Source organism: Vibrio sp. 10N.222.49.C9, assembly GCF_041474985.1.
Classification (GTDB): domain Bacteria; phylum Pseudomonadota; class Gammaproteobacteria; order Enterobacterales; family Vibrionaceae; genus Vibrio; species Vibrio crassostreae_C.
The window spans coordinates 76,859-90,545 of record NZ_JBFRVD010000025.1; the positions used below are offsets into that span (position 1 = coordinate 76,859).

General features: G+C 44.9%; 13 protein-coding genes. 6 read left to right on the top strand and 7 right to left on the bottom strand.

Translation table 11 applies throughout. The annotated features are described in order from the left end of the window. Positions 1-87: 87 nt before the first annotated feature. The 5 genes from rbsB to AB4585_RS11585 all read right to left on the bottom strand — a co-directional run bounded on the left by rbsB (position 88) and on the right by AB4585_RS11585 (position 4,616). Positions 88-966 carry a ribose ABC transporter substrate-binding protein RbsB gene (gene rbsB / locus AB4585_RS11565; RefSeq protein ID WP_017060856.1) on the bottom strand — a complete coding sequence of 293 codons (879 nt, stop codon included), beginning with the start codon at positions 964-966 and terminating at the stop codon, positions 88-90. A gap of 127 nt (positions 967-1,093) precedes the next feature. Beyond that, a complete protein-coding gene (rbsC, locus tag AB4585_RS11570) occupies positions 1,094-2,080 on the bottom strand; it encodes a ribose ABC transporter permease (protein WP_017060855.1) in 987 nt (328 codons plus the stop codon). Continuing rightward, positions 2,077-3,582: a ribose ABC transporter ATP-binding protein RbsA gene (gene rbsA / locus AB4585_RS11575; protein WP_009844906.1), complete on the bottom strand. Its 1,506-nt coding sequence runs from the start codon at positions 3,580-3,582 to the stop codon at positions 2,077-2,079. The genes rbsC and rbsA overlap by 4 nt, the downstream gene beginning before the upstream one ends. 99 nt (positions 3,583-3,681) lie before the next feature. After that, a complete protein-coding gene (rbsD, locus tag AB4585_RS11580) occupies positions 3,682-4,101 on the bottom strand; it encodes a D-ribose pyranase (protein ID WP_017060853.1) in 420 nt (139 codons plus the stop codon). A gap of 200 nt (positions 4,102-4,301) precedes the next feature. Continuing rightward, positions 4,302-4,616, bottom strand: coding sequence for a winged helix-turn-helix domain-containing protein (locus AB4585_RS11585; protein WP_017060852.1), 315 nt, complete (start codon positions 4,614-4,616; stop codon positions 4,302-4,304). 85 nt (positions 4,617-4,701) lie between these two features. Here AB4585_RS11585 and AB4585_RS11590 point away from each other — a divergent pair, with 85 nt between their 5' ends. After that, complete coding sequence (locus AB4585_RS11590) at positions 4,702-5,214, top strand: outer membrane protein (RefSeq protein ID WP_372169869.1); 513 nt, start codon at positions 4,702-4,704, stop codon at positions 5,212-5,214. A 115-nt stretch (positions 5,215-5,329) separates the two neighbouring features. Here AB4585_RS11590 and AB4585_RS11595 read toward each other — a convergent pair whose 3' ends face one another. Next, positions 5,330-6,373, bottom strand: a complete 1,044-nt coding sequence (locus tag AB4585_RS11595; RefSeq protein WP_372073216.1) for an endonuclease/exonuclease/phosphatase family protein — start codon at positions 6,371-6,373, stop codon at positions 5,330-5,332. Positions 6,374-6,709: 336 nt separating this feature from the next. Here AB4585_RS11595 and AB4585_RS11600 point away from each other — a divergent pair, with 336 nt between their 5' ends. The 5 genes from AB4585_RS11600 (at position 6,710) to AB4585_RS11620 (ending at position 13,046) form a co-directional block, all read left to right on the top strand. Continuing rightward, positions 6,710-8,605: an extracellular solute-binding protein gene (locus AB4585_RS11600; RefSeq protein ID WP_017068488.1), complete on the top strand. Its 1,896-nt coding sequence runs from the start codon at positions 6,710-6,712 to the stop codon at positions 8,603-8,605. 12 nt (positions 8,606-8,617) lie between these two features. Then, on the top strand, positions 8,618-9,706 hold the full coding sequence (locus AB4585_RS11605; protein ID WP_004730359.1) for a microcin C ABC transporter permease YejB: 1,089 nt from the start codon (positions 8,618-8,620) through the stop codon (positions 9,704-9,706). A 31-nt stretch (positions 9,707-9,737) separates the two neighbouring features. Next, positions 9,738-10,760 (top strand): ABC transporter permease, encoded by a 1,023-nt coding sequence (locus tag AB4585_RS11610; protein WP_048608646.1) that lies wholly within the window; start codon positions 9,738-9,740, stop codon positions 10,758-10,760. Positions 10,761-10,769: 9 nt separating this feature from the next. After that, entirely contained in the window at positions 10,770-12,392 is a 1,623-nt protein-coding gene (gene yejF / locus AB4585_RS11615) for a microcin C ABC transporter ATP-binding protein YejF (RefSeq protein WP_372169871.1), read from the top strand. 117 nt (positions 12,393-12,509) lie between these two features. Next, positions 12,510-13,046: an RNA-binding S4 domain-containing protein gene (locus AB4585_RS11620; RefSeq protein ID WP_017064730.1), complete on the top strand. Its 537-nt coding sequence runs from the start codon at positions 12,510-12,512 to the stop codon at positions 13,044-13,046. Positions 13,047-13,229: 183 nt separating this feature from the next. Here the strand turns inward: AB4585_RS11620 and AB4585_RS11625 are convergent, their stop codons facing one another. Further along, positions 13,230-13,673, bottom strand: coding sequence for a F0F1 ATP synthase subunit epsilon (locus AB4585_RS11625; protein ID WP_017060844.1), 444 nt, complete (start codon positions 13,671-13,673; stop codon positions 13,230-13,232). Positions 13,674-13,687: the final 14 nt, after the last annotated feature.

Below are 13,687 nucleotides of genomic sequence, written 5' to 3' on the forward strand. Positions count from 1 at the left end.
CGGGGTTTGCTTTTGTTTGAGTCAGCGAGCCAATCAAAGCAGGGAGATAGGGAACTCCCTGCTTTATATCGCGTTACCTAGTAACGATTACTTAGCGATGATTTTTAGAGGTACTGGTACGTACTCGTCTACTGTTTCGCCTTTCAGTACTTTGTCTGCCATTTCGATACCTAGAGAACCGATTAGGTCAGGTTGTTGTGCAACTGTAGCGCCTAGTAGGCCGCGGTTAACAGCAGCGATGCCGTCGTCTGTGCCATCAAAGCCAACGATCATCACTTCTTTACCTGACGCTTGAACTGCGCGAAGTGCACCTAGTGCCATTTCATCGTTTTGAGCAAATACTGCTTGTACATCTGGGTTAGCAGCAAGCAAGTTTTCCATTACGTTCAGACCTTTAGTACGGTCGAAATCAGCAGGTTGGCTTGCAAGAAGCTCAAGGTCGCTGCCGTTTACTGCATTCATGAAGCCTTCACCACGTTCACGAGCTGCAGAAGTACCAGCAATACCTTCAAGTTGGATTACTTTCGCTTTTTCGCCCACTTTTTCCATGATGAAGTGACCTGCCATTTCACCACCGATTACGTTATCAGAAGCGATGTGGCTTACTACGTCACCACGGCTTGCACCACGGTCTAGTGTTAGTACTGGGATGTTTGAACGGTTAGCCATGCGAATTGCGTTAGACACGGCGTCTGAATCTGTTGGGTTGATCAGGATTGCCTTAACACCACGAATGGTTAGATCTTCAATGTTCGACAGCTCTTTGCTTGGGTCGTTTTGAGAATCAAGAACGATAAGCTTGTAGCCTAGCTCTTCCGCTTTCGCTTCTGCGCCATCTTTCATGGTTACGAAGAATGGGTTGTTCAATGTAGACAGAACGATTGCCATTGTATCTTGCGCCTGTGCAGACACAGATACCGTTGTAGAAAGAAGAGCAGCAGAAATAAGAGTCGCTAATTTTTTCATGGTGTAAGTCCTTTGTGTAGGGTGAGCTAGGAGGTGAGTCCTAGCTCGTAGTTACATTATTTATAGATTCTAATATTTTAAGGTAAAACAGGGTGTTACTTGTATTAACCTAGGATGTGAATAGGTTTTATTTGTTTTTGTTGTCGACCAATACCGCCAGAAGAATAACCACTGCTTTTGCAATCATCTGGTAGTAAGAGGATACGTCTAATAGGTTTAGGGCGTTGTTTAGGAAGCCGATAATCAGAGCACCAATCAATGTGCCCATGATGCGACCACGACCGCCGGCTAAGCTTGTTCCGCCAAGAACTACGGCTGCAATGGCGTCTAATTCATAACCCATACCTGCGGTTGGTTGAGCAGATGACAAACGCGATGCCACGATGATGCCTGCCACTGCAGCTAGCAGACCACAGATTGCGTAAACGCCGATTTTTACTTTGTCTACGTCGATGCCTGATAGGCGAGTTGCTGATTCGTTGCCACCCAGTGCGTAAACGTAGCGACCAAAGCGTGTGTGGTTAAGTAGGTACCATACTGCTGCGAATACCACGACCATGATCCATACTGGAACCGGTACACCCATTGCGTAGCCAGTACCGAACCAAGCGAATGCGTCTGCTGTGTCTGTGAAGCCTGTTGAAATAGGACGACCATCTGTGTAAACCATGGTTACGCCGCGAAGTAGTGTCATGGTGACAAGCGTTGCGATGAAGGCTTGAACCTTACCCTTAGCGATAATCACACCACTAATCGCACCTAATGCTGCACCTGCTACAAGAGCGGTTGGTACTGCGATCATCACAGGGATTTCCATGCCAATCATGCTGGCTGCGAACGCACCACAAAGCGCCAGTACAGAACCAACACTCAAGTCGATACCCGCGGTTAAGATAACCAGCGTCATACCTACAGCGATAATTGCGTTAACCGAGGTTTGGCGCAGAATGTTTAGGATGTTGTCGACAGTAAAGAAGTTCGGGTTTAAGAAAGAAACGACAACAATCAGGAAGAGCAAAGCAATCAATGACTTTTGATCAATCAGCCACTCTTTGCTGATTAACGGTTTTTTCTTTGGAGCTTCAGTTGTTTTGCTCATGGTTTTAGTACTCATGCTGCGTCCTCGTTGATCTTTTTACCGACCGCACACGCCAGTAATAATTCTTGGTTTGCTTCTTTAGCATCAAATTCACCGCTTACACGGCCTTCATGCATCACCATGATGCGGTCACTCATTCCTAACACTTCTGGCATTTCAGATGAGACCAAAATAATGCTCATGCCGTCGGCTTTAAATTTATTAATGAGTTGGTAAATCTCTTTCTTGGCACCGACATCGACACCACGCGTTGGTTCGTCGAGAATCAGTACTTTTGGTTTGGTCATCAAGCCTTTCGCAATAGCCACTTTTTGTTGGTTACCACCAGAAAGGTTGCCAATAATTTGCTCGCGAGTTGGGGTTTTGATGTTGAATAGCTTGATGAAGTCATCTACTGCAATCACTTCGTCTTTATGTTGGATTTGACCGCTCTTAGTCAGCAGATCCAGTGAACATAGAGACATGTTTTCTTTAACAGAAAGCCCCAGAACTAAGCCATCGCCTTTACGGTCTTCAGAGATGTAAGCAATACCATTAGCAAGACCATCTTTCGGGCTTACAGGGTTGATGGTTTTATTTTCTAGGTTGATGACGCCGCGTTCACTTGGAAGGGCACCGTAAATCACTTTCATCAGCTCGGTACGACCTGCGCCCATTAGGCCAGATACACCCAGGATTTCACCGCGTTTTAGCGTAAAGCTCACGTCGTGAACACCAGAACCCGTCAGGCCAATCACTTCAAGACAAGTTTCACCGTGGCTCTGGCCGATACGTGGATATTGCTCGTCTAGCTTACGGCCAACCATCATTTCGATTAGGCCATCTTCGTCGGTGTCTTTTACTTCACACTGACCAATGAACTTACCGTCACGAAGCACTGTGATGTCGTCACAGATCTCGAAGATCTCTTTCAAACGGTGAGAGATGTAAACAATGCCACAGCCTTCATCGCGCAGTTCGTTAATCACCTTAAACAGAGATTCAGTCTCGGTATCGGTTAGCGCATCGGTTGGTTCATCCATGATGATGACCTTAGATTCAAACGATAGGGCTTTCGCTATCTCTACCATTTGCTGCTCACCAAGGCTCAACTGACCTAATGGTGTTTTCGAGCTGTGTTTCACGTTAAGGCGTTTAAGTAACTTGTCTGCTTCTTGGTACATCTCGTTCCACAAGATGCGACCCATGGTGCCCGTGATTTCACGACCTAAGAAGATGTTCTCGGCGATGGTCAATTCAGGGATTAGATTCAGCTCTTGGTGAATGATGCTAATGCCTGCTTGTTGAGAATCACGTGGCCCTTTAAATGCAGCAGGTTTTCCTTGGTAGGCAATAGTGCCGCCGTCCAAGTGGTAGATGCCTGTCAGCACTTTCATAAGCGTTGATTTACCCGCACCGTTTTCACCCATTAACGCCATTACGCGTCCTGGATAAACGTTGAGGCTTGCCTTATCCAGTGCTTTCACACCAGGGAAGGCTTTCTCAATTGAGCTAAGTTCTAAAATGGCTTGAGTCATGTCGGTTCCTTTACTCGGGGCCAGTTGTATTTGATTGTTCTGTCTATGTATTGTTTTGGTTCAGTGATGTCACTGAGCTGTCGTTGCGTTTTGCTTGAGCTAAAAGGTTACGCCAGCTTGGAAAATAACATTTGCGTATGGTGTGCACTCACCGGTGCGAATTACCGCGCGGCTTTCATGCGTACGCTGTTTGAATTCTTCATGAGTGATGTAAGTAATAGAAAGCGATTTGCCACAACGCGCTTCTTCTGTCTTGATTAAATCAATCAGCGCAGCGTGGTGCTCTGGGCTTACTTTCGCAAACTCTTCTGCAATCACAACACCTTCGATTTGAGATTCATCCAGCATGGTTTTTACCGTTTGCTGAAAGCTTGGGACACCGTGAGTTAAAGCAAGATCAATACGAGTTACGTGGTCTGGAATTGGTAAGCCCGCGTCACAAATCGTGATTTCATCTGTGTGGCCAAGAGTCGCCACTAGGTAAGAGAGTTCAGAGTTTATTAGAGTACTTTTTTTCATATCACGACCTATCGAAAAATAACGCTTGATGGGTTGAGAACAACTCAAGAAAAGCCATCGAAACGTTTCGATAGTGATAATAGTGTCTGATTTATCATTTGCACGTTTGATTGTTTTAGAGTGTGATAATGATCATCGAAACGTTTCGATGGGGCGTTTTTTGGTGATCTTAGTCACCGCCATTGATTGCATAAATCCTTTTACGTGGGTTCAATCGATAGCGCATATCCGAACTTACTAATGGTAATGATCTGGACGTTGGATGCTCTTAATCGCGCGAACACATTGCGTAGGTTATAGACTACGTTTGCAAGAACATGTGGTGACGAGAGTTGTCCGTCCCAACACACATCAACAATATGCTCTCTTGAAATCGGTCTTCCCACATTTTCCAATAACAAGCAGAGCACTGCTAATAGGCGAGGGCGCAAAGTGATTTTGTTTCCTTGCTGGTTGGTAATCGTTCGAGCGTCGATATCAATGATTAAGCCGTTGAAGTCTATTGTGTGGTTCATCGTGTTTTCTGTTCGTCTTATTCTAAATTGTGGAGATTGAGCAAATTGGCCTGCTGTTGGAGCGGGTAATTATTTAAGTGTGCTAATGGTCGAAGTGGGCGGGTTAACTGACACGATCAGTGAGCCTATTACTTTTAAAGCCGAAGACAATACTTACCGATTAATTGCTGGTTACAAATTTAACCGTATTGTATCGGTTGAAGCTCAATACACAGATTTTGGTGATATAGCCCTGAAAACGAAATCTGGTAATAAGGTTTTCACTTGGACACCTCAAATCTTTTCGGTAACGGCGAACCTCGGTTACACGTTTGATAATGGCATTCGTCCATTTGGCACTATCGGTCTGTCGGCTATTGATCTAGACATGAAGCTTGCTGATGGCTCTCGCCCGTCAGGAGATGGTTTTGATGATTCGGGAGATGGCATCCGTATGGGTGTTGGTGTTGAATACACGCCACCTACAATGTCTTCGTTGAGCTTTCGCTTAGCATACGAAGCCGATGCTTTTGATATCGAAGATTACGAAAACGGACACAAGACAGAAGATACTGTTGTTCTGGACTCTTTCTACTTAGGCGCAATGTACACATTCTAAGTTTCACACTTTGCTAAACGGTAAATCGGTTTCTAAATGGGGCGTCGGTTGGCTCAACCCGTTTAACTAAAGTGGAAGGCCGCAGTTTTTGACTGCGGCTTTTTTATGTTTAACTCTAGGCTTCACGAATATGAGCGGTGACAGACACGATGGCATGGTCGGTACTGAATTGGTCGTGTTCAAAACTAGGATTAATCAGGTGATGGTCTAACACTGTGTAGCTAGAGATCTCCATTAAGCTTGAAGAGTTCTGACAATCAAACTCGTTCGACATCAAAATGTAGTCCAGTACAGATCCAGAAGCGCCGTAGTAATGGGTTGGCTTTCGCTGTTCAAGCAAGTCTTCTTCATGCAGTTGATGGTAAAGATCCCAGCTGTCTTTCAAGCGAAAGTGGGATAGCCAATGCTTGCTGTTTTCGTCTCGGTTGATTGAGTAATTCAACAGCCCTTTAAACTCATCATTAAACAGTGGCTTATTAAAGTCACCCATCAACACAACAGGTTGCTCGGTTTGGTAGCGTTGGTTGGTGATGTATTGATGCAGCATCTGAGCTTCTAGACCGCGTTGGACACTTGATAGCCAAGAGCCAAGCTGTTCTTGGTGAAAACGAGTGAGCGTGTCACTTTGTGGTTTTGCACCTTGCTGAGTGTTGTCCGCATCGACAGATTCTGCTTTTGGCTCTGTCGGACGTTGTGATTTGAAGTGCACCACATAACAGTCGGTTGAACCTAAATGGGGTAACGTAATCGTCGCGTGAACAGGCGTTCTGTTGAATGAGAATTTGTCGTCAAGGTTGAATGCTTTCAGTAACTTCGAATCTGGCGTAACAGGCTGCACGTTTTCAATCGGGTAACGGGAAGCGATCCCAACGACTGGTGAGGTGTATAGGTAATCATCTTCAACGTTGGCGCTATCGACCACTGCAAAGTATGGATAACCTAGCTCGTTCATCAATAGCTCTAAAGATTGCGGGCTAAATATCTCTTGGAAGCCAATCACATCGCAATCTAATGAGCGAATCGCTTCAGCCATCCAATGTTGCTTCTTCTGCCATTCTTCGAAGCTGTAGATGTTCTCAAAATCATAATAAGCATTCGGTGGCTCGAGATAGTTCAGAAGGTTGAACGTTGCGAATGTTATTTGGTTTGGTTTGTTCAAAGTGTCATTCCATTTAGACCTAGGCTGCAAGGATACTCCAGTAAAAGTATAGTTTGTTGATTATTTAGAGCCTAAATTTCACTTTAGAAGCCAACCAAAGGAATCTTAGCCGTTGAGGCTCGTGTCATTCAGGCTAAGCAATCAAAGCTCACTGCATCCAATAACTTCGAGTGGTGACGAGTAATTTGTAAATAAACCGTCAGAGATAGAGTGCTGATGGTTTTATTAGTTATTACATGATGTTAGATTTGAACCTATACTTGATTTAACGGCATGCATTCAAAGCCGATAAATCAACTTGAATATAGAATTCATGACATTTGAAGGGAGAGTCAAATGGGAACAGTTTTTCGACGCAAAGCCTCGCAACGCACTCAGTTTTTCAGGTTTAATTTGAAGTCATGTGCAATCATGTTGCCGCTTATTGCTTTACAACCCTCCGTTACTTACGCTTCTGAAACCCAATCAACTCCTGCTGTCACCGTTATTGAAACCACACAACTGGTTGGTTTTGGTGAAGCAAAATATCCAGCCGATTTCACTCACTTCGATTACGTTAATCCTGATGCGCCAAAGCAGGGCAAAGTGACCTATGGCAGCATAGGTACGTACGATAGCTTTAATCGATTCGGTTCCCGCGGCGTTGCTGCAAGTTATACCGGAGAGATTTACGATACCTTGATGTTTTCTCCGAGTGACGAGATTGATGCGTACTATCCATTGATCGCTTCAAAGGTTCGCTACTCCAGTGATTTCACTTGGATGGAAATCGACATCAACCCAAATGCTAAATTCCAAGATGGCGAGCCTATCACTGCGCATGATGTTGCCTTTACTTTTGACAAGTTCTCAACCGAGGGCGTGCCTCAGTATCGTGTGTATTACAAAGAGATTAAGTCAGTAAAAGCGGTCTCTGATTTGGTTGTTCGTATTGAAATGAACAGTCCAAACCGCGAAAAACTGTTTAGCTTCGCGCAAAGCACTCGTGTATTGCCGAAACATTTCTGGAAAGACAGAAAGCTGTCTGAGCCTCTAAGTGAGCCACCAGTCGGTAGTGGTCCTTATAAGATCATCAGCTACAAATCAGGCCAAAGTGTTACCTATGGTCTAGATGAAAACTACTGGGCAGCAGACCTACCAGTTAACGTTGGCCGCAATAACTTCAAGCAGGTGCAATACGATTACTACCGTGACGACACGGTAATGTTGGAAGCGTTCAAAGCAGGGGAGTTCGATCTTCGAACCGAGAATTCGGCTAAGTTCTGGGCTAACTCTTATACGGGCGCGAACTTCGATAAAGGCTACATCATTAAAGAAGAGATCAACCACGAGAAGCCTGAAACGACTCAAGGTTTCGTCTTCAACATTCAATCACCTGTGTTCTCGGATCCTAAAGTGCGTGAAGCGTTAACCTATGCGATGGACTTTGAGTGGATGAACAAGAACATGTTCTATGGTCAGTACAAGCGTACTCGTAGCTACTTCCAAAATACCGACTACGAAGCGAAAGGCTTACCAAGCGAAGCTGAAGTCGAGTTGTTGTCTCAATACAAAGATCAGATTCCACCGCGAGTTTTCACCGAAGAATTCCAACCACCCGTCACCGATGGTAGCGGTCGTATTCGTAGCCAAATGCGTACCGCTTTCAAATTGTTGAAAGAAGCGGGTTGGGTGCTGAAAGACAAAGTCATGACCAACGAAAAGACTGGCAAGCCGATGTCATTTGAGTTGTTGATTTACAGCCCAACCACGGAACGTATCGCAACGCCGGTTCAAAAGAACCTTAAGCGCATGGGTATTGAGATGAAGATCCGTACCATCGATACCACTCAATACATCAAGCGCTTGCGTGATCGTGATTTCGACATGGTTTCGTCGTCATTTTCCGCAAACCCTTATCCTAGCCCGAACTTAATGATCGTTTGGAACTCTAACTACATTGATTCTACTTACAATACTGCAGGTGTTATCGATCCAGTGGTTGACGCGTTAACAGAAGAAATTGCGCGTAACCAACAGCACCCTGAAAAGCTTCTTACACTAGGTCGTTCACTAGACCGAGTATTGCAGTGGAATTTCTACAACATCCCGCAATGGCACGTTGGCGAGTATCGCGTAGCAATGTGGGACAAGTTTGAGCGTCCAGATGTATTGCCTAAATACGATTTAGGTATCGATACATGGTGGATTTCAGAAGAGAAGGCGGCTTTGCTTCCTGAAAAACGTCGCTAGGAGTTAGTTAGCATGGCCGCGTATATATTTCGACGTTTATTGTTGGTGATCCCCACGCTGTGGGCGATCATCACCATCAACTTTTTCATCATCCAGATAGCGCCTGGAGGCCCGGTAGAGCAAGCTGTTGCTCAATTAGAAGGGCATAACTCTGGCATTATGGAGCGTTTTTCTGGTGGTGGACAAGAAGTTGATTTAAGTGAAAGTGATCAAGCGTCTGCCAGTGGCTATAAAGGCTCACGCGGGCTTGATCCTGAAGTGGTTGAAGAGATCAAAAAGCAGTTTGGTTTTGATAAGCCGATTCACGTTCGCTACTTTGATATGTTGAAAAACTACGCGACCTTTAACTTTGGTGAAAGCCTGTTTAAGGGCGGAAACGTGATTGATTTGATCATTGAGCGTTTACCTGTCTCCATTTCCTTAGGGTTGTGGAGTACGTTAATCATCTATGTGATTTCGATACCCTTAGGCATCATGAAGGCGATACATCACGGCTCGCGCTTTGATATTTGGTCGAGTGCGGTGGTGATTGTTGGTTATGCGGTGCCGGGATTCTTGTTTGCGATTATTCTGATTATCTTATTCGCGAGTGGTAACTACTTCAGTTGGTTCCCATTGCGCGGGTTAGTCTCGAGTAACTTCGACCAGCTTAACTGGTATCAGCAAATTGGCGACTACTTCTGGCACTTAGCGTTGCCTATTTTCGCCATGGTCATCGGCGGCTTCGCCACGCTCAGCATGCTGACCAAAAACTCCTTCCTTGATGAAATCAATAAGCAATATGTGGTGACCGCGAGAGCGAAAGGTTTGGACGAGAGCAGCATTCTCTACAAGCACGTTTTCCGTAACGCGATGTTGATTATTATTGCCGGTTTCCCGAGCGCATTTATTAGTATTTTCTTCACGGGTTCTATGTTGATTGAGGTAATGTTTTCACTCGAAGGCATTGGTCTGCTTGGCTTTGAGTCCACTATTCAACGTGATTACCCAGTGGTATTTAGCTCTTTGTATATTATGACCTTACTTGGCTTGGTGCTGAGCATTATCTCCGACCTGACTTATACCTGGGTTGATCCTCGAATTGATTTTGAAGCGCGTTAATGGCGAATGAATAACAAGGTATTGATAATAAATGTTTAACAACCCTTTAGCTGAAGCTCGTTGGTTACGTTTTAAAGCAAACAAGCGTGGTTTTATCTCCCTTTGGATATTTACCATATTGTTTGGATTGAGCTTGTTCGCTGAGATCATTGCCAACGATAAACCATTATTGGTTTCGTATGATAATCAGTGGTTTGTGCCCGTCATCAATGAATACGCCGAGACGGAATTTGGTGGTGAGTTTGAAACCGAGGCCGACTACAAAGACCCGTATGTTATCGAACTCATTGAAGACAGTGGTTATATCGTGTGGCCAATCATTCCCTTTAGCTACGACACGATAAATTTCGATATTTCAGGCGCTGTGCCTTCGGAACCTGATTCAGTGAATTGGCTCGGAACTGATGATAAAGGGCGAGACGTATTGGCTCGCATCATTTATGGGTTCCGTATCTCTGTTTTGTTTGGTTTTATTCTGACGATTGTGTCGAGCGTGATAGGTGTGGTTGTCGGTGCAACACAAGGGTACTACGGTGGCTGGGTTGATCTATTCGGGCAGCGCTTCATTGAGGTGTGGTCTGGTATGCCGACCTTATTCTTGTTGATCATTCTGTCGAGTTTTATAGAGCCGAACTTCTGGTGGCTGCTTGGAATTATGGTGCTATTCAGTTGGATGAGTTTGGTTGGGATTGTTCGAGCTGAATTCTTACGCTGTAGAAACTTTGATTACGTACGAGCCGCGCAAGCCATGGGTGTTGATGATAAACGTATTATGCTTCGTCACATGTTGCCCAATGCGATGGTTGCTTCGTTAACCATGATGCCATTTATTCTCTCTGGATCGGTGACCACGTTAACTTCGTTAGATTTCTTGGGCTTTGGTCTTCCTGCGGGTTCGCCTTCATTAGGTGAGCTATTGGCGCAAGGTAAAGCTAACTTGCAAGCGCCTTGGCTTGGCATTTCAGCTTTCGTCGTGCTTTCACTGATGTTGACGTTACTTGTCTTCGTTGGTGAAGCAGTACGTGATGCCTTCGACCCACATCAACAGAAGTAAGGATTGGTTATGACTTCAAATACAGTTCCTGCTTCTCCAGTTTTGACGATAGACAAACTGTCTGTCGGTTTCGGACGGAAAAACTCGATAGAACAAGTGACGCAAGATGTCTCTTTAGAAATATACAAAGGTGAGACATTAGCGTTGGTGGGCGAGAGTGGTTCCGGTAAATCGGTTACGGCTAACTCGATTTTAAAGCTGTTACCAAAAGGCTCGTCTCATTACTTAAACGGTAAGATCAATTTCTCTGGCACCGATATTCTGAGTTGTTCTGAAAGACAGCTACGTGGGATTCGTGGTGGTCGTATTGGAATGATCTTCCAAGAGCCTATGGTTTCCCTAAATCCGCTTCATCGAATTGGAAAACAGCTTGTTGAAACCTTAGCAATTCATCGTGGTATGCGAACCAACAAAGCACAAGCCTTGGCGATAGAGTGGCTTTCAAAGGTTGGCATTCGCTATCCTGAGCAAAAGATTTCAGCCTATCCGCACGAGCTATCTGGTGGAGAACGCCAGCGCGTGATGATCGCGATGGCACTGATCAATGAACCAGAGCTGCTTATTGCTGATGAGCCGACAACGGCTTTGGATGTATCGGTGCAAGCGCAGATCCTCGACCTTCTAAAAGACCTGCAGCAAGAGCTGGGTATGGCAATGCTTTTCATTACTCATGACTTGAGTATCGTTCGTAAGATTGCCGACAGAGTAGCAGTAATGAAAGATGGTCGCTTGGTCGAAAGTAACGACTGTCATACCCTGTTTAACGCGCCTGCTCACCCTTACACTCAAAAACTTATTAACTCTGATCCGAAAGGTTTGCCCGTTCCTGTGTCACCCGAAAGCAAACCGCTACTCGATGTAAATCAACTTCGTGTTTGGTTCCCGATCACGGGCGGTTTATTCAAGCGCACCATTTCTCATGTTAAAGCTGTGACCGACATGGAGTTCACTTTGAAGAAAGGGCACTCAATCGGTTTGGTTGGCGAAAGTGGTTCTGGTAAATCGACGACCGGTATGGCGATACTTAAGCTGGTAGATAGTGAAGGGTCAATCACCTACTCGAGTGAACAGCTTCAAGGTTTAGATCGAAAACAGATGCTTCCGTTTAGAAGCCGTATGCAAGTAGTCTTTCAAGACCCGTTTTCTGCGCTAAACCCGAGAATGTCGGTCGCTCAGGTGATTGGCGAAGGTTTGTTAGTGCATCAACAATTGGATGAGCACGAACTCGACCAACGCATCTGTGACGTAATGAAAGAGGTTGACCTCGATCCTGAAACGCGTCACCGTTACCCAAATGAGTTTTCTGGCGGTCAAAGGCAGCGTATTGCGATTGCTCGTGCTTTGATTTTAAAGCCAGAGTTTATCCTGCTCGATGAACCAACATCGTCATTGGACAGAACCGTTCAAGCTCAAGTATTGGATTTGCTGAAGTCACTTCAAGAAAAGTATGGCCTGACCTATTTGTTTATCAGTCATGATCTGAATGTCGTGAAATCCTTGTGTCATTACACCATCGTCATGAAAGCTGGCGAGGTAATAGAGAAGGGCGACACTGAGACTTTGTTTGGTAATCCGCAGCATGAATATACTAAGCAGTTGGTGAGTCTTTCGAATGTTGGTGGTGTTTTATAACGCAGAGGGTTTGTTTAAAACAAATGGGCTCTGGTTGAATTCAACATGGTCATTTCGTTGTTTTAAGATTACACTGCGCCCAATATTTCAGAAGTACATATTTAGGTAGAGGTCACCATGGACCAAGAACATTACGAAGACGCTGATTACGAAGGCCAAGAGCTGGGCGAAGAAGGCGAAGAGATTGAAATTGAAGCAATTGGTATTGATGTTTCATCACAGCCAATCGAGCTCTACAAAGTGTTTAAAATTGCTAACCTAGTGAGTGGTGGCGGTGAAGCTAAGCACATCATCTCTGAAGGCTACGTAGCGGTAAATGGTGAGCTAGAAACCCGTAAGCGTCGTAAAATGTACGATGGCGACTTCTTTGAATTCAACCAAGAATACTATGTAGTGGTGTGTGATCAGCCAGTACAAGAAGAATCAGAAAAGCCGAAAAAGAAAGAAACGCCTAAAAAAGAGAACAAGGCGAAGAAAGGTCAGTCTAAAAAGGATTCTAAGAAGAAGGAATCTAAGAAAAGCAAAGCAGAAATGCTAAGCGCAAAGGCTGAACCAAAGAAAGAGAAAAAAGAGAAGAAACCGAAAAAGAAAGCGGATACGCCAAAGCCAACACGTGATGACAAAAGCGGCCGTAATTCGATTGAGTTCTTTTAAACTACAGTTCTAAACGACTGCTCTAAACTGCTTTTCTAAAACGAATCTTTTAAAACTATTCGTTTGAAATCAAGCAACGTTAGACCTAGGTTTTACGTTACGCAGATATCAAAAGGCTCACTAGTTAGTGAGCCTTTTTTGTATTTGTTTGCTAGCACAGCTAACGGCCAATAACGCTTATTCTCAGTGTCTTGTGTGAGAAGAAGTTAGCTCTGATGCACGTAACTGAGCAACGGCTTTCGCTAATTCTAGCTGAGCTTGTGCAAAGTTAATGTCTATGTTGCCCTTGTTGATGTTCTCTAGAGCGGCATATTTCGCTTCTTCTGCGCGAGCGCGGTCAATGTCTTTACCATGCAAGGCCGTGTCGGCTAATAACGTAACCACATCCGGCTGAACTTCCAGCATCCCACCAGAGACATACAGCACTTGGCCTTCTGATTTAGGGTCTGTAACGAACACGGTTACGCCCGGTTTGATCTTACTGAGAAGCGGGGAGTGACCGGGGCGGATCCCCAGTTCACCGTCAGCGCCAGAAACGGCTAGGGCATACGCTGGACCTGAAAACAGCGTACCTTCCGCACTTACAATATTAAGTTGAAATGTATTATCTGTAATTCCGATAGCCATGGTGCACCTGCCTC

Bases quoted from the DNA above. Each gene is read 5' to 3' on its own strand.
- rbsB (WP_017060856.1), bottom strand. From the start codon at position 966: ATGAAAAAATTAGCGACTCTTATTTCTGCTGCTCTTCTTTCTACAACG.
- rbsC (WP_017060855.1), bottom strand. From the start codon at position 2,080: ATGAGTACTAAAACCATGAGCAAAACAACTGAAGCTCCAAAGAAAAAA.
- rbsA (WP_009844906.1), bottom strand. From the start codon at position 3,582: ATGACTCAAGCCATTTTAGAACTTAGCTCAATTGAGAAAGCCTTCCCT.
- rbsD (WP_017060853.1), bottom strand. From the start codon at position 4,101: ATGAAAAAAAGTACTCTAATAAACTCTGAACTCTCTTACCTAGTGGCG.
- AB4585_RS11585 (WP_017060852.1), bottom strand. From the start codon at position 4,616: ATGAACCACACAATAGACTTCAACGGCTTAATCATTGATATCGACGCT.
- AB4585_RS11590 (WP_372169869.1), top strand. From the start codon at position 4,702: ATGGTCGAAGTGGGCGGGTTAACTGACACGATCAGTGAGCCTATTACT.
- AB4585_RS11600 (WP_017068488.1), top strand. From the start codon at position 6,710: ATGGGAACAGTTTTTCGACGCAAAGCCTCGCAACGCACTCAGTTTTTC.
- AB4585_RS11605 (WP_004730359.1), top strand. From the start codon at position 8,618: ATGGCCGCGTATATATTTCGACGTTTATTGTTGGTGATCCCCACGCTG.
- AB4585_RS11610 (WP_048608646.1), top strand. From the start codon at position 9,738: ATGTTTAACAACCCTTTAGCTGAAGCTCGTTGGTTACGTTTTAAAGCA.
- yejF (WP_372169871.1), top strand. From the start codon at position 10,770: ATGACTTCAAATACAGTTCCTGCTTCTCCAGTTTTGACGATAGACAAA.
- AB4585_RS11620 (WP_017064730.1), top strand. From the start codon at position 12,510: ATGGACCAAGAACATTACGAAGACGCTGATTACGAAGGCCAAGAGCTG.
- AB4585_RS11625 (WP_017060844.1), bottom strand. From the start codon at position 13,673: ATGGCTATCGGAATTACAGATAATACATTTCAACTTAATATTGTAAGT.